Raw genomic sequence first — 18,815 nt, 5'->3', positions numbered from 1 at the left:
CGAAGTGCCGAAACGCGATTAAAGTGCCTGGTAGCGAACCGTGAAATGGATCGCACGGCCGGGCTGTTCGTAGGTTTGGGCGGTTTCGTAATCGCGATCAAACAGGTTGCTCAGTTTTGCCTGCAGTCGCCAGGCATCATCGAGACGGTATTCGCCACGCAGATCGACCAGGGCATAGCCAGGCAAGCGCTCGGCTTCGGTGTTGCTGGATTTGTCGAAACGCTCGCTTGCGGCGTACAGCGTCGTGCCGACAGCAAAGCGCCCAATGGCACGGTCCAGGTCGACATTCAGCGTCCGTTTGGCGCGACGCGGCAGCAAATGCCCGTGATTGGCCTTGCTGCGATCCTGCGGGTCGAGGAAGGTCACCGAGCTGACGACATCCCAGCCCAGCAGCTCGGTGCCGACAACGCCTTCGATCCCGCGAATACGCGCCACCTCGACGTTCCGGGGCTGCATGGGACTGCTTCCCGTCCAGACAATCAGATCCTCAATCTGGTTTTCGAACGCGTTGAGGCTCCACTCGCCCCATTGCTGTTCACCCTTCAGGCCCAGCTCATAGCTTTGCGACTCTTCCGGCAGCAGGTCAGGATTGCCAGCCGTGAAGCCGGTGTCTGGTGCATAGAGATCATTGAAAGTGGGCGCCTTGAAAGCCGTGCCGTATGACGCGCTCAGCATCAGGTTGTCGCGCAGGTCATAGCTCCAGCCGAGATTGCCGGTGTCATGGTTCCCGAACTGCTCGTTGTCATCGCGACGCAGGCCAGCCAACAAGCCGTGGCGGCCGAAGCGGCCCTGATACTGCAGGTAGGCGCCCTTGTTATCGCGGGCGTCCACTGCATAGTCGTCCGTGACGTCGATGCGGTCTTGCTGGTAATCAAAACCCAGGGTGAGCAACTGGTCGTCGGCCACACTGAAGTCGTTCTGCCAATTGAAAGAATCACGCTTGGTGTCAAAGCGAGAATAGAAACGACCGTCGCGGAAGTTGTCAGTGTTGTCTTCGCTGTGACCGGCCTGCAGCGTCACCAACCACGGTTCGAGCGGCTTGAATCGTGCCCGGCCACCGATGACTTGCTGGCTTCCGTCGCTATAGGCGAAGCGACCTGTCGCACCTGAGGTAGACCGAGAGTCGTAGTCACTGTGGGTGTCGACGTGCAGCCAACTGCCGTCCAGCTCCAATCCATTGTCGAAGCGATATCCACCTCGCAAGGCACCGGACAGCTCGCGATAGCCGTCCGCATCGGGTTCGTAGGAGCGTGGTGCTGACGGCCGATAGGCCCTTGAATTGATACCGTCGGTTGACGCGCTCGCCACGCCGAGATTGAACCATCCGGCACCCTGGCTACCGGATATGCCAGCGGTACCGTCGAAGCTGGAGCGGCTGCCCGCGCCAGCGGAAAAATAGGGCTTGAACCCTTCGCCCTCTCCACGCCGCGTGAAGATCTGCATGACGCCGCCTACCGCTTCCGAACCGTACAGGCTGGAACGAGGGCCGCGGACCAGTTCAATACGCTCGATTTGCTCGACCGGAATGTTCTCCAGCGATGCACCGCCTGATGTGGCCGAACCGATTTTCACCCCATCGACCAAAACCAGCAGATGCTGGCTGCTGGTGCCACGTACATAGACGGCCGAAGTCTTGCCACGGCCGCCGTTGGCGGCCACATTGACGCCCGCGAGGCCGCGCAGCAGCTCGGAAACGCTCTGCGCCTGGCTGCGTACAATCTGTTCGCGAGTAATGACGCTGGTGGAAGCAATACGGCTGAGCGCCTGCTCGGTGCGCGTGGCTGTAACCACCTGGTCGTTGAGGTTCAGCGGTTGGACCGGCTGAGCATGGGAAAGCGAAACATAGCCAAGCAGCAGGCACGCCGCTGAGGTGTTGAGGGTCTTGCAGATCAAGTCCAGGTCTCCGTCGTGCCCGCCGCACGACATCAGTCGATAAGGGCAGACGGAGAATGCGAAAGGAGCGCAGGTGCAAGCAGCCGCACCCCGATCAGCGCCCGCCGCCCTGCCGTGGAATGCGACAGGCCGGTCTCCGGGCTTGCGAGCGGATGCCTTGCATCCCGGAACCGCGGCCTTCCCATGCCTGTGGCACAGTGGCTGTGAGCGGTGTCCTGTCTCGCCTACCGTTGCGGGGGCAGCGCCGGAATCTTCATCGAATGAACCGGCTTCCCTGTTTCACCCATTGGCTTTTAGCCAGGGGGCACCTGAAGCAGCGCGGAGGTTAGTCCAAGGCCCTGCACAGCGCAACCGAAAGCGATCAGGGCCAACGCCGCAACACGTTTCGATACCGCTGCCTGCGATTTACCGGAACGCCGGGCGCCGAATGGCTTCGAATGCAACAATGCCACCCGTCACGCACACCAGACGAGAAGACGCCCACCCATGACCAGCATCGTGCAGATTTCCGACACCCACTTCGGCACCGAAGAGGCCGCCGTCGTGCAAGCCATGGAAGACCACGTGCGCGAGCATGGCGCGGATCTGCTGATCTTTTCCGGCGACATCACGCAGCGCGCCAAGGCCGGACAGTTCGCCGACGCCCAGGCCTTCGTCCAGCGCTTGCATGGTCACGGCATCCCGGAAACACTGGTGATTCCGGGTAACCATGACATCCCGCTGTACAACGTCTTTGCTCGCTTCCTCATGCCTTACCGCAACTACCGTCGCCACTTCGGTGAGGATTTGGAGCCAACCTTCGAGAATGACGAGGTGTTGGTGATGGGTCTCAACACTACCCACCCGCGACGGCACAAGGATGGGCTGGTGACGGACGAGCAAGTGCAGGCCGTGACGCGGCGGCTCAAGCAGAGCGATCCGAACAAAGTGCGTATTGTCGTGGCGCACCAGCCTTTCGGCGCGATGGTGCTGAGCGATCTGAGCAATCTGCAGCACAACGCCGATGCTGCGCTGCACCGCTGGGCCGATGAAGGATTGGACCTGGTTATGGGCGGGCACATTCACCTGCCCTATGTATTGCCGTTGTCCAAGCAGTACACCGCGTTGTCACGGGAGATCTGGATGGTTCAGGCCGGAACCACCCTGTCATCACGAGTCCGTGGTACATCGCCGAACTCGTTCAATCGCATGAAGCTGCACCCTGGCGCCGACAAGAAGGTCTGCGTCGAACGCTGGGACCTGCTCGATGATCAATTCGTGCTCGGCTCGCACTTCAACCTGCACTGGTAAGCGCGGCAGCTCACCCAACGGCTATGAGCGACCGCGCCCAAGCGCGACTCAGCCCAGCGAGCCCGCCACTACCAGGCCGGTCAGATAGACGCCAGCGAAGCCAAGATTGAATGCGATGAACAGATACAGGCTGTACTTGAGATAGCTACCGAAGGTCAGCCCCGGCACCTTACTCATGGCCACAATGCCCGCCGCGGACCCGATGACCAGCAGCGAACCGCCCACGCCGACTGCATAGGTCAGTACCATCCACTCGGCAATCCCCATCTCGAGCCCGGACTTCAGCAGTGCAGCGGTCAGGGGTACGTTGTCGATCGCAGCAGACAAGATGCCCATCAGGTAGTTGGCCACCACTGCAGGCACCTGATTGTAGATTTGCACCAACCCATCGAGCACATTGATTTCCTTGAGCATGCCGACCAACAGCAGGATGCCGAGGAAGAACAGCAGGGTCTCGAATTCGACTTGGCGCACGTATTCCAGAATCGGATCGGTTTCAATGTCATCGCTGAAGAAGCGCGCCACCAGAAACATAATCGACAAGCCGGTCAGGAAGGTCAGCACGGGCGGTATCTGGAAGAAGAAGTTACCAGCGATGGTGCACAAAATGGTGCCAAGGAAAATCAGTGCGATGGCAATATCAACCCGGCGGACATCGGTGCGATGGCTTTCCACCACCACCTGACCGTTCATGCCCAGCGAGAGCATCGCCGCCAGCAGCATCACCGCCAGGAACGCCGGAAGCGCCAACAGCAGCAGTTGCAGAATCTGTACTTTCCCGGCAAGGAAGATCATCAAGGTGGTTACGTCACCAGTGATCAGCGCCACGCCACCCGAGTTCACCGCAAACACGACCAGCGCCGCGTATTTGATCGTCTTTTCGGCGCTGAGCTTGAGCGACATGATCAGCGTGATCGATACCAGCGTGGCGGTAATGTTGTCCGCCAACGAGGAAAACACGAAGCAGAACGTCGCGGTCAGGAACAGCAGCTGCCGTTCGCTGATTTGTTTTGGCAGGACCAGATAGATCAGGTTTTCAATCAACCCTTTCTTGTTCAGATAGGCAACGAAGGTCATCGCGGCGACGAGGAATATCCACAGCCCGGCGATTTCGGCAATGTTCTCGTTGAGGCTTTCCAGAACCAGATCGCGCTCGGCGCCTTCTGGGGAAAAAATGAACAGCAACATCCAAGCAAAGGTTCCAAAGAACAGCGTGACCTTGGCTTTGTTGATGTGGGTGATTTCTTCAAGAACGACACCGAGCAGAGCGGCCACGGCAAGGCCGATCAGCACATACTGAAGTATTTCAGGCATGGGGCACCTAGAGCATAAGGGGAACGGTCTGTACGCAGGATGCGCACCCGAGAAGTTGGGGCGCCGATCATAGCCAAAGTGCGACAACTCGACACCTGGCAAATGTCAAACCGGAGAGTATTTCGAATTATTCCGACGCACTGACCCAGACACTGTCGAAACTAATGGCGCGGCACGAACCCGGCCGGCTTGGTCGACAGCCAGTCCACAAAGGTGCGCAGGCCTGGATCGGCTAATAATGCGTCGCGGCTGTTATAGCGGAGCGCCAGCTCCTTCTCGCTGAACAGGCGATGAATCTGGTTATGACAGGGCCGGCAGACCCAGAGTGTTGCGGTGATTCGCTCTTCGCGCCCGAAGCGTTTGCGTACGTAGCTTTTGCCATGTAACGCCTTGGGAATCAGGTGATGGCGGGTCAAAGGCGTCTGACGTAGGCACAGCTCGCACGCTTCAGGTGGGTCAGGCAAACGCAGGAGAGGTGCCATCGAAAGATTCCACAGTCGCAGCCCCAAGCAGAAAAGTGGCCGCGCCTGTCATGTTCAGCTCCAGCCAGCGTTACGGATTTTGTGCGAGACGCTCACTGTCGAGCACGCGCTTGGCGCTGAGGTAGTTCTTCTGCCAGTAACCGTTGGAAAGACTGTCCAGACGTACCGTTCCGCCGGTTGAGGGCGCATGGACGAAACGTCCTTCGCCGACATAGATGGCCGCGTGGCTGACATGGCGCCCGCCGCTGGTGGCAAAGAACAGCAGATCACCCGCTTTCAAGTCATTACGCCTGATAGTGGCGCCCCGCATGGCGTTCATCTCGCGAGTCGTACGTGGCAAAGCGACACCGGCCGCGCCTCGGTAGACATAGTTGATCAGACCGCTGCAATCGAAGCCGCCATCCGGGGTGTTGCCGCCGTAGCGATACGGCGTACCGACCAGACCCAAAGCGGAGAACAAAACCTCCTCAGCTGTGCCGGGAAACTGTTGGGGTGGTGGTGAAGGCGCGGCGACGATGGGCTCGACCGGTGCTTGGCTGGAACAAGCAGCAAGCAGCATCGCGGCCAGCAGAACAGCTGTAGAACGAGCCAGAGAAGGCATGGCAGAGCAGTCCAGGCAAATGAGCCATCACTCTGCCGGCATGCGGAAGTGGATGCAAGCCTGATGCGGGCCTATCTCAACACTCAGTGATGAGTGGGGATGGCGCTTGAGTTATGGGCGAGCGCCAGGACACGCTTGGCCTGCATGAAGCTGGAACGCCAGTACTTGTCATCAAGGCTATCGACGCGAACGCCGCCGCTGCGACTGCTGGACGAGTGAATGAACCGGTCGCCGCCAATGTAGATGCCGGCGTGGCTGACCTGGCCGCGCCCGCGGTTATTGAAGAAGACCACATCGCCCGGCTCCAACTCGCTGCGTTTGATCTTCGGCGCGTCCAGATTGATCATTTCGCGGGTCGAGCGTGGCAGCTCGATGCCAGCCTCCTTGCGAAACAGGAAGCTGACGAAGCCGCTGCAATCAAAGCCAGTTTTTCTGGAGCTACCACCATAGCGGTACGGGGTGCCCACCAGCGTGAAACCGCGCTCAAGCAAACTGTCGGCTAGAGCCGGCAACTCGTAGCTCTGGTCGTCGGCGAACTCAGGAAGTTGCTGCTCGGTGGGTTCGGCTGTTACCGCTTCAGGGTCGGCATCCGCCTCCGACGTTTCAATCGGGAAATCGAATTGAAAGCGCTGCGTCAGCAGCGGACTTTCGGTTTGCTCCGGCTGCATGGCACAGGCCGTCAACAACGTGATCAGAGCAAAGGGCAACAGGGGTGCGAGGCGTTGGCGCATAGCACTGACAGGCCGGGAAGTCGAAAGTGGCGAGACTATGCCTGCCATCGTTCCGATGAGCAAATTCTATTGCGGAAAATGTGACCGACTAACTGCGGCAAAACGTCTGCGCGGCCTGCACTTCAACTCACAGTTGATCGTCCGCGGCGGCGGTTTTCACGGCGCAACCCGAAGATCGCCCCTAACAGGTTATCGCCTCTGAGTTGGTGGACCACAGCGAACATTACGTGGCCATACCAGTAGTACCAGAGCAGCTGGCCGAAGAATTTATGCTGCAAGGTGTAGCGTGTGAACGCCAAACCGTCGGCTGGTGGGCCGACGTGCCCCGGAGGGATCATCGCGAACAAAACCATACCCGTCGCTGCACAGCCACTGAGCGCCAGCAGGCCCAGCCCATGCACGAAGCTGGAAAGCCCGCGACGCGGGCCGCTTTGCGGCAACTTGCCGTGCACCAGGTCTAAACCCTCGCGCAACACCATCCGGCGGCCTTCGCGCCCCCACGGGAACAAGCGCTGCAGGTCGTACACGGCATAGCTGTAAAGCCAGAACAGCAGCACAATCAGTGCCGCCAGCATGCCGACCAACCGATGCCAGGGAAACAGGTATTGGCTGCCAGGATCGGACATCCACAAGCTGCTGAACTGCTGGAACATCGCGGTCACGGCGACGGCCCAGTGCAACAGGCGCAACCTGATATCCCAACGTTCAGCCATGATCGTCCCGCTGTTCAACGCCCACAGCGCTCGCCTCCAGGCGTCGAGGCCGAGCAGCCGAAGCCGCCACCATCGCAAGTACGTGGCGCATCATTGCGCAGCATCTCGGCCATTTGCATGATCGCCTGCTCGAGGCGAACCCTCAGGGTGGCGTCCATGGTGATATCTGCCAATGCTTGGCGCATGCACAGCATCCACTGGTCGCGCTCGGCCTCACCTATCTGGAAAAAGCGATGTCGCATTCGCAGCCGCGGATGGCCGTGCTTCTCAATGAAGCGGGAAGGTCCGCCCAGCCATCCGGAGAGAAAGTCGAAGAGCCGCTCGCGGATCTGAGTGGTATCCGCGCCGTGCATGTCGCGCACTGTCTCGACGCCGGGTTCGCTGAGCATGACGTCATAGAAGCGGTCGACCAGCTGGCGTAGCGGCGTATCGCCGCCCAGTTGCTGGTAAGGAGTGGGCTCAACGGTTGCGTTCACGTATTGCTCCTCTGAATAAGCCGAACCGGTTGCAAAGAACTGTGCCGCCGCGGCAGATCGGCCAGCCGCGCTACTGCTGCGCCCGCCACAGGATCAGGTAGCCAAGCCCCATCAGCAGCCAGGCGGCGGCTGGATGGAACAGCAGGCGCCAAAGCCAATGCTGCGGCACGAAGCCGACGCCATGAATGAAGCCCGCCGATATGCCCCACATCACCAGCATCAGCCGCGAATGGTCATATCCACCTGCTCCGTCGAGCATCGCCGCAGGGTGAATCAGCAACAGCAGGGCCAGCGGCGCGGCCAGCAGCAGCGAGAGCACGCAGCCGGGCCTGCGGTAGAGGATGCTATTGACCGAGCCGATCACGGCCTGGCTCCGCATCGAGGTCTTGGGTCGCTTCGAACCAGAGCGCGCTGATGATGCCGAAGCTACAAGCCAGCAGTACGCCGAGAATCCAGGTGAAGTACCACATGATGATTTCTCCGTTGGGACGTCAGAGCCAGGCGCGCTGGCGCCAAGCCAGGGGTTCAGTACAAACCGTGCGGGTTGGCTTCGATGGTCTGATCGTTGAGTCGGCCCCACATGCGGATATAGCTCCACAGCGTGTAGCAGAGAATCAGCGGCACGAAGATGCAGACCACGACGAACATGATGCCCAGCGTCTTGTAGCTCGATACGGCGTCCCACAGGGTGAGGCTGGACGCCGGATCGAGGTTTGACGGGAAGACGAAGGGAAACAAGGCAAAGCCCGCAGTGCAGATGCTGCCGACAATCATCAGACTGGTACCGAGGAAGCTCACCCCGCCGCTGTTGCGACGAACGCCTAGCAGCGCTATCAGCGCGCCGATGATTCCGGCGATTGGTGCGATCTGAGTGCTGGGGTAACGGCTGTAGTTGCCGAGCCAACCCGCGTTGTTCTGCATCACCTGCTTGTCCAGCAAGGGATTGAGCGCCGCCCCCGGATCCCTGACCGATAACTGGTTAAAGCCTTGAATGCCGAACGCCAGCCACAGGCCCGCCCCGACGAAGCCAATCAGAAATACCAGCGCGCACAAGCGGGTAGCCAGACGCGAGCGCTCGCCCAATGCACCTTCAGTGCGCATCATCAGCCAGGCACCGCCATGGGCGCTGAGCATGCTCAGGCTGACGATGCCGCAAAGCAGCGCGAAGGGGTTGAGCAATTTGAAGAACGAGCCGTGATAACTGGACCGCATCAGCTCGTCGAGCTGGAACGGCAGGCCGAGAAACAAGTTGCCGAAGGCCACACCGAACACTAGCGCTGGCACCGCGCCTCCGACGAACAGGGCCCAGTCCCAGGCACTGCGCCAGCGCGGGTCTTCCACCTTGCTACGGTAGTCGAAGCCCACCGGCCGGCAGAACAACGCGAAGAGCACCAGCAGCATTGCCCAGTAAAGCCCGGAAAACGCCACTGCGTAGACCATCGGCCAGGCTGCGAACAGCGCGCCGCCAGCGGTGATGAACCACACCTGGTTGCCATCCCAATGGGGCGCAATGGTATTGATCGCCACGCGACGCTCGTTGTCGGTCTTGCCGACGAAGGGCATCAACGCCATTGCGCCCATGTCGAAGCCATCGGTCAGGGCGAAGCCGATCAGCAGCACGCCGATCAATACCCACCAGATGAGCTTGAGAACTTCGTAGTCGAACATCTTGTTTACCTCACACAGCGGTCGGTTCGGTGGGCGCGTCTTTGGCAGCTTTCGGCACGGCAACGGCGTCGCGCAGCTTGCGCATGTGGTTTGCGGCGGCTGCTTCGAGCTCGAAGTGATAGCGGCCGGTGTGCAGGCTGCTTGGCCCGAGGCGGGAGAAGCGGATCATGAGGAACATTTCCACCACCAGCAGCAGCGTGTAGAAAGCCACCAGCGCTACCAGCGAACCCCAGATATCTCCCGCCGCCAAGGTCGAGGCGGACAGGTGCGTCGGCAGCAGTTCGGCGATCGACCAGGGCTGACGACCATGCTCGGCGACGTACCAGCCGGTTTGAGCTGCGATCCATGGCAGCGGCAGGCTGAACAAGGCGAACTTGAGCAGCCAAGGCCTGTTCTCGGCATTGCGCTTGATCGAAGCCCAGCTGGCCAGACCAAACAGCAGCAACATGAGGAAACCCGCCAGGACCATGGCGCGGAAGGTCCAGAACAGGCTGAACACATCGGGGATGGTATCCAGTGCGGCCAGCCGGATCTGCTCGTCACTGGCATCAACCACCTTGTCGGTATAGCGCTTGAGCAGCAGGCCGTAACCCAGGTCCTGCTTGACCTCATTGAACGCGGCGATGGCTTCGGCCGACTTGTCGCCGCTACGCAGCACCTGCAGGCGCTCGTAGGCAAGCATGCCGTTGCGGATGCGCAGCTCATGCTCGGCGATCAGCTGCTTGATGCCCTTTACCTCCTCGTCCACCGAACGAGTGGCGATCAGCCCCAACGCGTAGGGAATCTTCACCTCGTAGTCGGTTCGCTGTTCCTCCTGATTGGGCAACCCGAACAGGGTGAAGCCGGCCGGTGCCGGGTGGGTTTCCCACTCGGCCTCGATCGCCGCCAGCTTGACCTTCTGCACGTCGCCAATCTCATAGCCAGACTCGTCGCCGAGGATGATCACCGAGATGGTAGAAGCCAGACCGAACACTGCGGCGATGGCGAACGAACGACGGGCGAAGCCCAGGTCGCGCTTCTTCAATAGATAGAAGGAAGAAATCGCCAGCACAAAGATCGCCCCGGTGACGTAGCCCGCGGACACGGTGTGGACGAACTTGACCTGTGCCACCGGGTTGAACAGCAGCGCGCCGAAATCCACCAGTTCCATACGCATGGTTTCGAAGTTGAACTCCGAGCCCACCGGGTTCTGCATCCAGCCGTTGGCGATCAGGATCCACAATGCCGACAGGTTCGACCCCAGCGCCACCAACCAGGTGACCGCCAGATGCTGCACCCGGCTCAGTCGATCCCAGCCGAAAAAGAACAGACCGATGAAGGTCGACTCGAGGAAAAACGCCATCAGGCCTTCGATCGCCAGCGGGGCGCCAAAGATGTCACCCACGTAGTGGCTGTAGTAGGCCCAGTTGGTGCCGAACTGAAACTCCATGGTCAGTCCGGTGGTAACGCCGAGGGCAAAATTGATACCGAACAGCTTGCCCCAGAACTGGGTCATGTCTTTGTAGACCTGCTTGCCGGTCATGACGTAGACCGACTCCATGATGGCCAGCAGGAAGGCCAGCCCCAAGGTCAGCGGCACGAAAAGAAAGTGATACATCGCCGTCATGGCGAACTGCAGGCGTGACAGATCGACAACGCTTTCCGAGATCATCTCGGTCCTCCCTCAGGGATAGAATCCCGTGAATCAAGCAAATACTCGGCAACCCGCGCCGAACCGTTTTCCGGAGTGCTGGGCGCATCGAACCAGATCGTTTTTATGGTTATGAGGATCGCGAGCTTGACCAGCAGAACCAGCGCGATGTCCCGTCTGAGCGATGACCTAAACATGCCTAGCTCCTTGTATTTCAGTGTCGAACCCTGTGCGAGCGCATCGAGCTCCGACTGCATGAGGCGATTGAAGCCCCCTTTGGGGAGGGGGCCGAAGCCCGGTTGTCGCGGCCCGGACTCAATCGCTTCACCTCGAACCTACCGTGGAACTCTGCTCGGATCCGAGGCAGGGAAAGTGTCCGGCGCGACCGTCAGTGCGGCAACTGCGACAACCTGCCTCGCCCGAGCCACACTGCCGACTGCAGGCAGGCCGTCACACGCGATCGCGGCCAAATCACGCGACCGGAGCAGACTCAACATCAGCAGCACGGTGCCCGCTAGAGGCCTCGCGAGGTCTGGCCACAACATCGCAACGCGCGCTCAACGCCTGGCTGCCAAAAGCCATATCATCCCGCGGCGCACTGTCGCAGTCAGGGCACCCTCAGCCAGCGTCGAAAGCCGTTGCCACTCGTAGTGGAAAGCGGGCTCCAGGCGAAATCCCAAGGAGCAGGAGGAAGCTCCTCCTGCTCGGCCGCGGGTGGCCGCATCCCCAGGCGCACCCGCGGCTTCCAGTCGAATACGTGCTGATCACCGCCTTGCCAGCCAAGCACTATGCCGATTGCCGCGCTGTCGTCGCTGGCCACCCAGCGCGCCGCAGCGGCGATCATCATGGTTTCGATATGCTCCGGCTCGACCAGATCGCGGTAACCGGAACTCAGCAGCCAGCGGCAGACGCCGAGGTGAAAGGTCCAGCCAAGCGCTAGCTGGCAGCCGTAGGCCCAGGTCATGAACTGACGAAACACATTCAGGCCATCTGGCGGATCGAGTTTGAGCAACCTCGGGCAAACGTCGAACAAGGCATGCCAGTACGGCAACAACCGGGCGTCCAGGTGGACAAAACTGCGTGCATTGCTGGGGTAATCCGGAAAGGGAAGCCGAAAGCCGATGCGGCCTTCGGTGCGAGCGAATTTTTCCATCATGGCCATGGTGAAAGCCCCTGAATTGACCGTACCGTCGGGTCACCGACGATCTTTTCGTCCGCTCCGCAGCCAGGCTGCATTCGGACGGTTAAGGAGTCCGGGCGGGGTATCAGGGTGCGCGGGGATTCAGCGATGGCCAGTGGTAACGCGGACCACGCTGTTGCGGGCTAGGTCGAGGCAGCGGCACGGTTGCCGGAAACCCCAGCCAACCCAGCGCAAACAGCACAGCAATGGCAAGAAAGACCGAGCCGCATAGCGGGCAATCCAGCCCGTGCTCAGCCAGCTCATGAACATCGGCAGGGAACGCATCGCCGCTAGCTGACGATGCATTGCTGGCACAGAACGGCTCCTGCCCCATGGCCAGCTCGAATCCCATGTGGGAACCATGGTTCAGGCTGCAGACAAAAGCGTTGAGCAGGATGCACGTGAAGAGCACCCATATGATCTGAACACGCTTGTCTTTGACGATGGTCATGCTTTGACTGTACACCGCCTGCGCTTGGGCGGCGCTGCGCCAAACCGCCGCAGAACATCGGGCTATGCGCTGCTCCTGTCACGAGCGGCATCGTCGGCCAACGACGCCACGCGTACAGGCTTCGACACTCCGCTCGTAGGCCCAGCTCGTCAGTGGTTGACCGTAAATGCCAGCATTGCCGAGAGCTGAGACATGGGTCGACCACTCTCGCTGTGCCATTGGTTGAACACCGATTGCACGGCCGCCTGATCCCGTTGGCTGCTGGGCACCTTGTCCACTACCTTTTGCGCCTTGAGCGCAGCAACAACGTCATTGCTGGGGATGAACGTATCTTTACCTGCCATGCGCAGCAGACGCGGCGCCGACAGGCCTCCCAGCTGGGTGCCGTGCTTGGCAAGATAGCGCCACAGGCCGACGATATCGGTGACCGGCCAATCAGCGATCAGGTTGCCGAAACTCCCCTTCTCCTTCGCCACGTCAAGCACGAACTGGGCGTTGCGCGGCACGCTCTTGAGTTTGCCTAGGTGGCGGATGATGCGGGCGTCCTGCATCAGTCGCTCGATGTGCTCGCCTCCCATCAACACCAGCTTTTCGGGATCGAAACGAAAGAACACCTCTTCGAACGCCGGCCACTTGGCGTCGACCAAGCTGTGCTTGAGCCCAGCCCGGAAGATACGCAGACTGATCAGCGAAAGGTAACGGTCATCCGCAATCGCGCGAAGCTCATCGCCACTGTTGGGTTGCGGCAGGCGGCTCTCCAGTGCTGCGGCCGAGCCGAAACGATTGAGGCAGTATTCGTGCAGCCATTTGTAGTCGCGCATGCAAGTCCTGAGTCATCGATCGAAACCAGCCGCACAGGTTGCCCTCGACTACCCGACGTCGCAAGCCCGACCGTCGCAGCCGGGCTCGTTCACCCTAGCGGCGCAGTCGATCCGCCGCGCGAAGCAATATCCGCTCGGTCGCACTCCACCCAAGGCAGCCGTCGGTAATGGATACGCCATATTTCAGCTCGCCAGACAGTGGCTGGCAGCCGTCGAACAGGTGGCTTTCGAGCATCACGCCGCGCAGACTCGAATCGCCAGCCACGCGCTGACCGACAACGGACGCCAGCACCGCTGGCTGACTCAGTGGGTTTTTACCGCTGTTGGCATGACTGCAGTCGACCATGATGCGCGGGGCAATACCCTGGCGCTGCAATGTATACCGCGCCTTTGCGACGCTGTCTGCATCATAGTTTGGCCCCGAATGCCCGCCACGTAACACCAAGTGGGTATCGGCATTACCACTCGTGCTCAGCAGCGCTGGATGCCCGAGCTCGTCGATTCCGAAGTGCTGATGTGGATGCTCAGCCGAGCGCATGGCATCGCAAGCAATCCCGAGGCTGCCATCGGTACCGTTCTTGAAACCCACCGGCAGGTCGAGCCCGCTGACCATTTCACGATGGATTTGCGACTCGCTGGTACGTGCTCCGATCGCCGCCCAGCCAAGCAGGTCATCGAAATAGCCCGCCGCCAGGGGTTGTAACAGTTCGGTCGCTATCGGCAGCCCACACGCCAGGATATCCAGCATCAACCTGCGCGATATGTGCAGCCCTTCCGCCATGTCACCGCTGCCATCGAGCCGCGGATCGTAAACCAGCCCTTTCCAGCCGACCGTTGTACGTGGCTTCTCGACATAGGCACGCATCACCAGCAGCAGCTGATCGCTTACTCGCGGGGCCAATTCAGCCAGCCGCGCCGCATATTCGAGCGCGGACACCGGATCGTGCAACGAACAAGGGCCAACCACCACCAGCAGGCGTGAGTCATCGCCGTTGAGTACGGCGCGAATGGCTTCTCGTTGATCTCGAACGCGCTCCTCAAGCGTCGCGCTGAGGGGCAGCCGTTGCCGCAGTAAAGCGGGACTCGGTAACGGAAGAGCGCTACGTCTTGCTGGCGCGGAGGAGGCGTTGCAGGTGATGACTGGAGCGTTGAGTGGTGCATTCATGACTGGCGGTCCTTTGGCCGGCGCGGCATCTGTGCCGCGTCGGCGCTAGCGAAGTGTTCGGTCTAGGTGTGTGGGTGCGGCGGCGGTGAAGCGGCTAAATCGCCAGTCATAGCGGTAGGTGCGGTAAGCGCTGGTGCCGTTGTACATGGTGCTGCCCTCGGTACGTGAGGCCTTCTCAGGCCAGAAAAAACAAAACCCCCGGTCGGGTGGCCGACCGGGGGTTCGAAAACTGTCTGGTGGCGACCCTGGTTGCTAGGGCGCCTGTGGGGTATCAGGCGCGCCGATGGCTAAACCAATACCCAAAAAAATAACCGTCAGCCGTAATCGCCTGACCACGCAGCAACGCCGAGCGCATCGCGCCAGTGTGTGCAAGGATCAAAGGAATCAGGTTGAGCTGCATGCTGTTCTCCAAAGGATGTCCGAACCATACTCCAGCGCGTCGACTCGTTTCAACCGGTAGAACGCCAGAATCGGGACCCCGCCGCCCTGTTCAGCGGACCTGAGCTCACCTCAGTCGCAATGTCGCTGCTTGGGGTTCCGGGCTGGAGACACGCCTATTCGGCTGAGCATCACAGCCACCCTCCCGAAGCAAGTTGAAGGAACGCTTCTTCGCAAGGTAAGCGCACCCCTCTCATGCCAGCTTCCACGCTTCAGTATGAAACCTTCTACATGCCGCGTTTCCTGCGACCGCGATGAACGCAGACACCGTGTGGGCGGCCGCCACTGCTCACCGTCCCCAAAAAAAAACGAAACCCCGCATTAAGCGGGGTTCGGTCTCAAGTCACCCGGCGCCAGGCCGGGCTTGTCCGCGCAGGGCTGAAATCAGGCCTTGATACGGGACTTGTACTCGCCGGTGCGAGTGTCGATTTCGATCGAGTCGCCGATTTCGCAGAAAGCAGAAACCTGCAGCTCGGCGCCATTCTTCAGGCGCGCAGTCTTCATCACCTTGCCGGACGTGTCGCCGCGAACGGACGGCTCGGTGTAGACGATTTCACGAACGATGGTGTTCGGCAGTTCGACCGAGATCACCTTGTCGTTATAGAAAGTGGCTTCGCAGACGTCACTCATGCCGTCTTCGATGAAGGTCATCACGCCTTCGAGGTCATCTTTTTCGATTTCGTACTGGTTGAACTCTTCGTCCATGAAGACGTACAGCGGGTCAGCGAAGTAGGAATAGGTCACTTCCTTGCGCTCGAGAATGACCGGCTCCAGCTTGTCATCAGCTTTGTAAACGGTCTCGGTCGCCGAACCATTGAGCAGGTTCTTCAGCTTCATCTTGACCACGGCACTGTTACGACCGGACTTGTTGAACTCGGCTTTCTGGATGATCCAGGGTGCGCCGTTGATAACGGCCACTTGGCCGGCACGGAACTCTTGTGCGGTTTTCATACGAATATCCGAATGGAATTAGAGACATAAAACAGGCCGCGTATCATAGGGTCTGTTCCTGTTTCGTCGCAAGCCGCGTTACTGCGACGCATGGCGCCGTTGCCGCCCCATATTGGCAGCCTTGCCGATCGATCAAGCCAGAGCAGCCACGGGTCAAACCGAAGCAGGCCCTAACCAGTCTGCGTAAAAAAGCACCAGCTTCCCGGCCAGATCTCCGTTGGCGACCTGTTTGTGTGTCCAGCGGTCCGCATGTGCCTGCAGCTCCGCCTCGTGCTCGAGCATCGCGGTCCAGGCGATGCCGCTGCCTATGCCCTCGTTCCAGGCACGCCAGAACTCACGTAGCGCTCCCGCAGCCGGTGGTGAGAGGTCGCGGACATACAGATCCAGATATGCGTTGAGCTTGTCCCAGTGCGCATCCTCATCTTGAGGGTAGATGTGCCAGACCAATGGCCGCCCTGCCCACTGCGCCCGAATGAAGGATTCCTCGCCGCGCACGGCATTGAAATCGCAACACCACAGCAGCATGTCGTACTGGTTCTGGGTCATGAACGGCAGCACTGCAATCTGCAGCGCACCACGAGCATGACGATCACCGGCCCTGAGCTGTTCAAGCCCCAGCCAAGCGGCCACGTCGCCCAATACCCGCCCCTCCGGCACCAATAGCTGTGATGGACGCGCACCAACAGCCAGCGCATCGAGCCATCCGGCAACGGCGCGATTTTCATAGGCGAACAGGGAGAGCAAGCGCGCGTTGGCCGGCACGGTCAGATCGAAGCTCTGCAGAAAGGCTTCACGTAGCACCGGGTTGGCTTGAAACGCCTCCCGGCGGGCCAGCAGATCGCCCTCGCGAATCAGACCGCCGGTGCCCTGCTCGAATCCCGGAAAGAAAAAATACTTCTGCAAGCCATCGGGCTGCATAGAAGGCAGCGCATGGCAGCCCACCACCCAGTCTTCTGCACTGAGGTACTCGAGGTTGAGCCAGAGGCTGCGGCGCCCACTGCAAGCCATTGCCTTTATATAGGCGTCGGGAAGCTGGCAGGCAAAAGCCTCGATCACCACCTCAGCCGGCTCTGCCCCTGGCCACTCAGGTGTCCAATGACGCACCTCGACGCCTTCGTGCCATTGCTGAGCGGAGGTGATGCTGGCGCCCGGGCAAAGCCGAGCGAAGGTATCGAGGTCATCGACCCATAACCGCACGCACTGGCCGTACTCGGCCACCAACTGCCGCGCCAGTCGCCAGGTCACGCCAATGTCACCGTAGTTGTCGACGACAACGCAAAAGATGTCCCAGCTTGTTTTAACTGACAAACGAAACCCCTCGAATGTGCCGTTCAGGCCAGTTGACCTGCAGGATGTCAGCAGAAGAATCCCGACTACGGCGCTCCAACCACATTTCCAGCCGGACGCATGGTCAGCAATGCCAAGCGCGCTCGACTGGCTAGCTGTAAGCGAGCTTTAGTTTCTTCGAGCACTGCAGTCTGAAGATGTCGCCTCATCTCGATAAATGGGCGTGAGCACTCGCTCGGACTCGCAGGGAGCCGATGCTTGGCAATCGAGGGAGGGAATATAGATCGTCATGGAGGTGAACCCTACCAGCCACACCCCGGCACACAATGTCACCGCTGCGGCTGCTCCCTTCCGGGCCTGACCGGGTTCACGGCTGATCGTTGCGGGGGGACCGGCAGGGCCCACCATGACAAACCCGCCTGGCGGCGAGCGGCGCCATTGTACCGGCTTATCAGCAACTTACAACCACTGCCTACGAACAGCGGATTCCCGGCCGAATGCGCTACTCGACGGGAGCATAACCGTCGGTCAGCAACCCTGAAAACCGGGGAGCTGTTTACCGCATTGCGTCGAAACCCTCTAGCCAAAGACGGGCGTCTGTCCGAGGATGGGGAGGCTAAGCGCTATCGAACGCTTGTCATGAAATCATGCCGCAACAAATCGTTTGTGCGGCTGATCGCACCAGCATACGAGGTAATCATGAGCAAGGCTCCAATCGCCATCATCGGTACCGGGATCGCGGGCCTTTCCGCAGCCCGTACACTTCACGATGCCGGGCAGCCCGTACATCTGTTCGACAAGAGCCGCGGCAGTGGTGGCCGCATGGCCAGTAAACGCAGCGATGCAGGCTCGCTCGATCTGGGCGCGCAATACTTCACCGCCAGGGATCGCCGCTTTACCGACGCCCTGCGTCAGTGGCACGCCGAGGGCTCGGTCGACCAGTGGTCACCGAGCCTTTTCCAGGCTCGCGACGGACAGCTGACGCCTTCTGCCGACGAGCAAGTGCGCTGGGTCGGCACGCCGACCATGAGCGCAATCACCCGCGGCCTCTTGGGCGAACTGCCGGTCACCTTCAGCTGCCGCATCACTGAGGTGTTTCGCGGTGAGCAGTTTTGGACACTCGTCGACGCCTCCGGCGCCAGCCATGGCCCCTTCAGCCACGTGGTGGTTGCGGTTCCGGCTCCCCAGGCCGCCGCGTTGCTAGCAAGCGCCCCCAAGCTCGCGGCCGTTGCTGCAAGTGTCGCGATGGAACCGACATGGGCAGTTTCGCTGGGCTTTGCCACACCGTTGAGCACCCAGGTGGAAGGCTGTTTCGTTCAGGACGATGCACTGGACTGGATAGCTCGCAACCGCAGCAAACCGGGGCGAGACGGCGAATTCGACACCTGGGTGCTGCACGGCACCAGCAACTGGAGCCGCCAGCATCTCGATCTATCAAAGGAAGCGGTGATCGAGCGCCTGCACGGCGCTTTCGCTGAGCTGATCGACTGCGTAGTGCCGGCACCGGAGTTCACCCTGGCACATCGCTGGCTGTATGCCCGGCCGGCCCAGGCCCATGAGTGGGCGGCGCTAGCCGACGCCGGACTGGGCCTGTATGCATGCGGTGACTGGTGCCTGTCCGGCCGGGTCGAAGGTGCCTGGCTCAGCGGTCAGGAAGCCGCCCGCCGGCTGTTGGAAAATCTATAAGCAGAGCCTGCGCCTGCGCCTGCGCCTGCTCGATCAGA

At 60.6% G+C, this 18,815-nt stretch carries 21 protein-coding genes, 1 other RNA gene and 1 riboswitch; of the genes, 2 read left to right on the top strand and 20 right to left on the bottom strand.

What is annotated here, in order from left to right; all coding sequences use genetic code 11:
* Window positions 1-18: 18 nt before the first annotated feature.
* Entirely contained in the window at window positions 19-1,926 is a 1,908-nt protein-coding gene (gene btuB / locus ACQKEK_RS16105; protein ID WP_499143746.1) for a TonB-dependent vitamin B12 receptor, read from the bottom strand.
* Between the two features lie 77 nt (window positions 1,927-2,003).
* A riboswitch (cobalamin riboswitch) is annotated at window positions 2,004-2,220 on the bottom strand.
* A 159-nt stretch (window positions 2,221-2,379) separates the two neighbouring features.
* On the opposite strand from btuB, the gene ACQKEK_RS16100 reads away from it, so the two are divergent.
* Window positions 2,380-3,183 carry a metallophosphoesterase family protein gene (locus ACQKEK_RS16100; RefSeq protein ID WP_128119148.1) on the top strand — a complete coding sequence of 268 codons (804 nt, stop codon included), beginning with the start codon at window positions 2,380-2,382 and terminating at the stop codon, window positions 3,181-3,183.
* Window positions 3,184-3,231: 48 nt separating this feature from the next.
* Here ACQKEK_RS16100 and nhaD read toward each other — a convergent pair whose 3' ends face one another.
* The 19 genes from nhaD to ffs form a co-directional block, all read right to left on the bottom strand.
* Window positions 3,232-4,497, bottom strand: coding sequence for a sodium:proton antiporter NhaD (nhaD, locus tag ACQKEK_RS16095; protein ID WP_499143745.1), 1,266 nt, complete (start codon window positions 4,495-4,497; stop codon window positions 3,232-3,234).
* 161 nt (window positions 4,498-4,658) lie between these two features.
* Window positions 4,659-4,979 (bottom strand): hypothetical protein, encoded by a 321-nt coding sequence (locus tag ACQKEK_RS16090; protein WP_128119146.1) that lies wholly within the window; start codon window positions 4,977-4,979, stop codon window positions 4,659-4,661.
* 70 nt (window positions 4,980-5,049) lie between these two features.
* Complete coding sequence (locus ACQKEK_RS16085; protein ID WP_128119145.1) at window positions 5,050-5,580, bottom strand: C40 family peptidase; 531 nt, start codon at window positions 5,578-5,580, stop codon at window positions 5,050-5,052.
* A gap of 83 nt (window positions 5,581-5,663) precedes the next feature.
* Window positions 5,664-6,311, bottom strand: coding sequence for a C40 family peptidase (locus tag ACQKEK_RS16080; protein ID WP_128119144.1), 648 nt, complete (start codon window positions 6,309-6,311; stop codon window positions 5,664-5,666).
* Window positions 6,312-6,433: 122 nt separating this feature from the next.
* Complete coding sequence (locus ACQKEK_RS16075) at window positions 6,434-7,024, bottom strand: cytochrome b/b6 domain-containing protein (protein ID WP_499143744.1); 591 nt, start codon at window positions 7,022-7,024, stop codon at window positions 6,434-6,436.
* Window positions 7,025-7,038: 14 nt separating this feature from the next.
* Window positions 7,039-7,500: a group II truncated hemoglobin gene (locus ACQKEK_RS16070; protein WP_128119142.1), complete on the bottom strand. Its 462-nt coding sequence runs from the start codon at window positions 7,498-7,500 to the stop codon at window positions 7,039-7,041.
* Between the two features lie 70 nt (window positions 7,501-7,570).
* Window positions 7,571-7,864: a cyd operon YbgE family protein gene (locus ACQKEK_RS16065; protein ID WP_413818125.1), complete on the bottom strand. Its 294-nt coding sequence runs from the start codon at window positions 7,862-7,864 to the stop codon at window positions 7,571-7,573.
* Complete coding sequence (gene cydX, locus ACQKEK_RS16060; protein ID WP_102836409.1) at window positions 7,845-7,970, bottom strand: cytochrome bd-I oxidase subunit CydX; 126 nt, start codon at window positions 7,968-7,970, stop codon at window positions 7,845-7,847. The genes ACQKEK_RS16065 and cydX overlap by 20 nt, the downstream gene beginning before the upstream one ends.
* 55 nt (window positions 7,971-8,025) lie before the next feature.
* Entirely contained in the window at window positions 8,026-9,168 is a 1,143-nt protein-coding gene (gene cydB / locus ACQKEK_RS16055) for a cytochrome d ubiquinol oxidase subunit II (protein ID WP_499143743.1), read from the bottom strand.
* 10 nt (window positions 9,169-9,178) lie between these two features.
* Window positions 9,179-10,819 carry a cytochrome ubiquinol oxidase subunit I gene (locus tag ACQKEK_RS16050; protein WP_499143742.1) on the bottom strand — a complete coding sequence of 547 codons (1,641 nt, stop codon included), beginning with the start codon at window positions 10,817-10,819 and terminating at the stop codon, window positions 9,179-9,181.
* Window positions 10,816-10,995 (bottom strand): cytochrome oxidase putative small subunit CydP, encoded by a 180-nt coding sequence (gene cydP / locus ACQKEK_RS16045; protein ID WP_128119138.1) that lies wholly within the window; start codon window positions 10,993-10,995, stop codon window positions 10,816-10,818. The genes ACQKEK_RS16050 and cydP overlap by 4 nt, the downstream gene beginning before the upstream one ends.
* Before the next feature lie 410 nt (window positions 10,996-11,405).
* A complete protein-coding gene (locus ACQKEK_RS16040; RefSeq protein ID WP_046162392.1) occupies window positions 11,406-11,960 on the bottom strand; it encodes a putative natural product biosynthesis protein in 555 nt (184 codons plus the stop codon).
* A gap of 103 nt (window positions 11,961-12,063) precedes the next feature.
* A complete protein-coding gene (locus ACQKEK_RS16035) occupies window positions 12,064-12,429 on the bottom strand; it encodes a DUF2946 domain-containing protein (RefSeq protein WP_499143741.1) in 366 nt (121 codons plus the stop codon).
* Window positions 12,430-12,578: 149 nt separating this feature from the next.
* Entirely contained in the window at window positions 12,579-13,250 is a 672-nt protein-coding gene (locus ACQKEK_RS16030; RefSeq protein WP_045425891.1) for a DNA-3-methyladenine glycosylase I, read from the bottom strand.
* A gap of 94 nt (window positions 13,251-13,344) precedes the next feature.
* Window positions 13,345-14,415, bottom strand: coding sequence for a 3-deoxy-7-phosphoheptulonate synthase (locus tag ACQKEK_RS16025; protein ID WP_499143740.1), 1,071 nt, complete (start codon window positions 14,413-14,415; stop codon window positions 13,345-13,347).
* Window positions 14,416-14,686: 271 nt separating this feature from the next.
* Window positions 14,687-14,815 (bottom strand): hypothetical protein, encoded by a 129-nt coding sequence (locus tag ACQKEK_RS16020; protein ID WP_256449907.1) that lies wholly within the window; start codon window positions 14,813-14,815, stop codon window positions 14,687-14,689.
* A 422-nt stretch (window positions 14,816-15,237) separates the two neighbouring features.
* Entirely contained in the window at window positions 15,238-15,804 is a 567-nt protein-coding gene (efp, locus tag ACQKEK_RS16015) for an elongation factor P (RefSeq protein WP_045425888.1), read from the bottom strand.
* Between the two features lie 153 nt (window positions 15,805-15,957).
* Window positions 15,958-17,112: an elongation factor P maturation arginine rhamnosyltransferase EarP gene (gene earP / locus ACQKEK_RS16010; RefSeq protein WP_499143739.1), complete on the bottom strand. Its 1,155-nt coding sequence runs from the start codon at window positions 17,110-17,112 to the stop codon at window positions 15,958-15,960.
* A 279-nt stretch (window positions 17,113-17,391) separates the two neighbouring features.
* Window positions 17,392-17,488, bottom strand: an RNA gene (gene ffs, locus ACQKEK_RS16005) — signal recognition particle sRNA small type.
* Between the two features lie 302 nt (window positions 17,489-17,790).
* Here ffs and ACQKEK_RS16000 point away from each other — a divergent pair.
* A complete protein-coding gene (locus ACQKEK_RS16000; protein ID WP_128119134.1) occupies window positions 17,791-18,777 on the top strand; it encodes an NAD(P)/FAD-dependent oxidoreductase in 987 nt (328 codons plus the stop codon).
* Window positions 18,778-18,815 lie beyond the last annotated feature (38 nt).

The organism is Pseudomonas sp. NPDC077408, from assembly GCF_050269105.1.
Lineage (GTDB): Bacteria > Pseudomonadota > Gammaproteobacteria > Pseudomonadales > Pseudomonadaceae > Stutzerimonas.
Note: the sequence above shows the minus strand (reverse complement) of the source record. Positions and strands in the feature narration are given on the sequence as shown.

What these genes read in the sequence shown, in the direction of transcription:
- btuB (WP_499143746.1), bottom strand. Translation starts at nt 1,926, where the DNA reads ATGTCGTGCGGCGGGCACGACGGAGACCTGGACTTGATCTGCAAGACC.
- ACQKEK_RS16100 (WP_128119148.1), top strand. Translation starts at nt 2,380, where the DNA reads ATGACCAGCATCGTGCAGATTTCCGACACCCACTTCGGCACCGAAGAG.
- nhaD (WP_499143745.1), bottom strand. Translation starts at nt 4,497, where the DNA reads ATGCCTGAAATACTTCAGTATGTGCTGATCGGCCTTGCCGTGGCCGCT.
- ACQKEK_RS16090 (WP_128119146.1), bottom strand. Translation starts at nt 4,979, where the DNA reads ATGGCACCTCTCCTGCGTTTGCCTGACCCACCTGAAGCGTGCGAGCTG.
- ACQKEK_RS16085 (WP_128119145.1), bottom strand. Translation starts at nt 5,580, where the DNA reads ATGCCTTCTCTGGCTCGTTCTACAGCTGTTCTGCTGGCCGCGATGCTG.
- ACQKEK_RS16080 (WP_128119144.1), bottom strand. Translation starts at nt 6,311, where the DNA reads ATGCGCCAACGCCTCGCACCCCTGTTGCCCTTTGCTCTGATCACGTTG.
- ACQKEK_RS16075 (WP_499143744.1), bottom strand. Translation starts at nt 7,024, where the DNA reads ATGGCTGAACGTTGGGATATCAGGTTGCGCCTGTTGCACTGGGCCGTC.
- cydX (WP_102836409.1), bottom strand. Translation starts at nt 7,970, where the DNA reads ATGTGGTACTTCACCTGGATTCTCGGCGTACTGCTGGCTTGTAGCTTC.
- cydB (WP_499143743.1), bottom strand. Translation starts at nt 9,168, where the DNA reads ATGTTCGACTACGAAGTTCTCAAGCTCATCTGGTGGGTATTGATCGGC.
- ACQKEK_RS16050 (WP_499143742.1), bottom strand. Translation starts at nt 10,819, where the DNA reads ATGATCTCGGAAAGCGTTGTCGATCTGTCACGCCTGCAGTTCGCCATG.
- cydP (WP_128119138.1), bottom strand. Translation starts at nt 10,995, where the DNA reads ATGTTTAGGTCATCGCTCAGACGGGACATCGCGCTGGTTCTGCTGGTC.
- ACQKEK_RS16040 (WP_046162392.1), bottom strand. Translation starts at nt 11,960, where the DNA reads ATGGCCATGATGGAAAAATTCGCTCGCACCGAAGGCCGCATCGGCTTT.
- ACQKEK_RS16035 (WP_499143741.1), bottom strand. Translation starts at nt 12,429, where the DNA reads ATGACCATCGTCAAAGACAAGCGTGTTCAGATCATATGGGTGCTCTTC.
- ACQKEK_RS16030 (WP_045425891.1), bottom strand. Translation starts at nt 13,250, where the DNA reads ATGCGCGACTACAAATGGCTGCACGAATACTGCCTCAATCGTTTCGGC.
- ACQKEK_RS16025 (WP_499143740.1), bottom strand. Translation starts at nt 14,415, where the DNA reads ATGAATGCACCACTCAACGCTCCAGTCATCACCTGCAACGCCTCCTCC.
- ACQKEK_RS16020 (WP_256449907.1), bottom strand. Translation starts at nt 14,815, where the DNA reads ATGCAGCTCAACCTGATTCCTTTGATCCTTGCACACACTGGCGCGATG.
- efp (WP_045425888.1), bottom strand. Translation starts at nt 15,804, where the DNA reads ATGAAAACCGCACAAGAGTTCCGTGCCGGCCAAGTGGCCGTTATCAAC.
- ACQKEK_RS16000 (WP_128119134.1), top strand. Translation starts at nt 17,791, where the DNA reads ATGAGCAAGGCTCCAATCGCCATCATCGGTACCGGGATCGCGGGCCTT.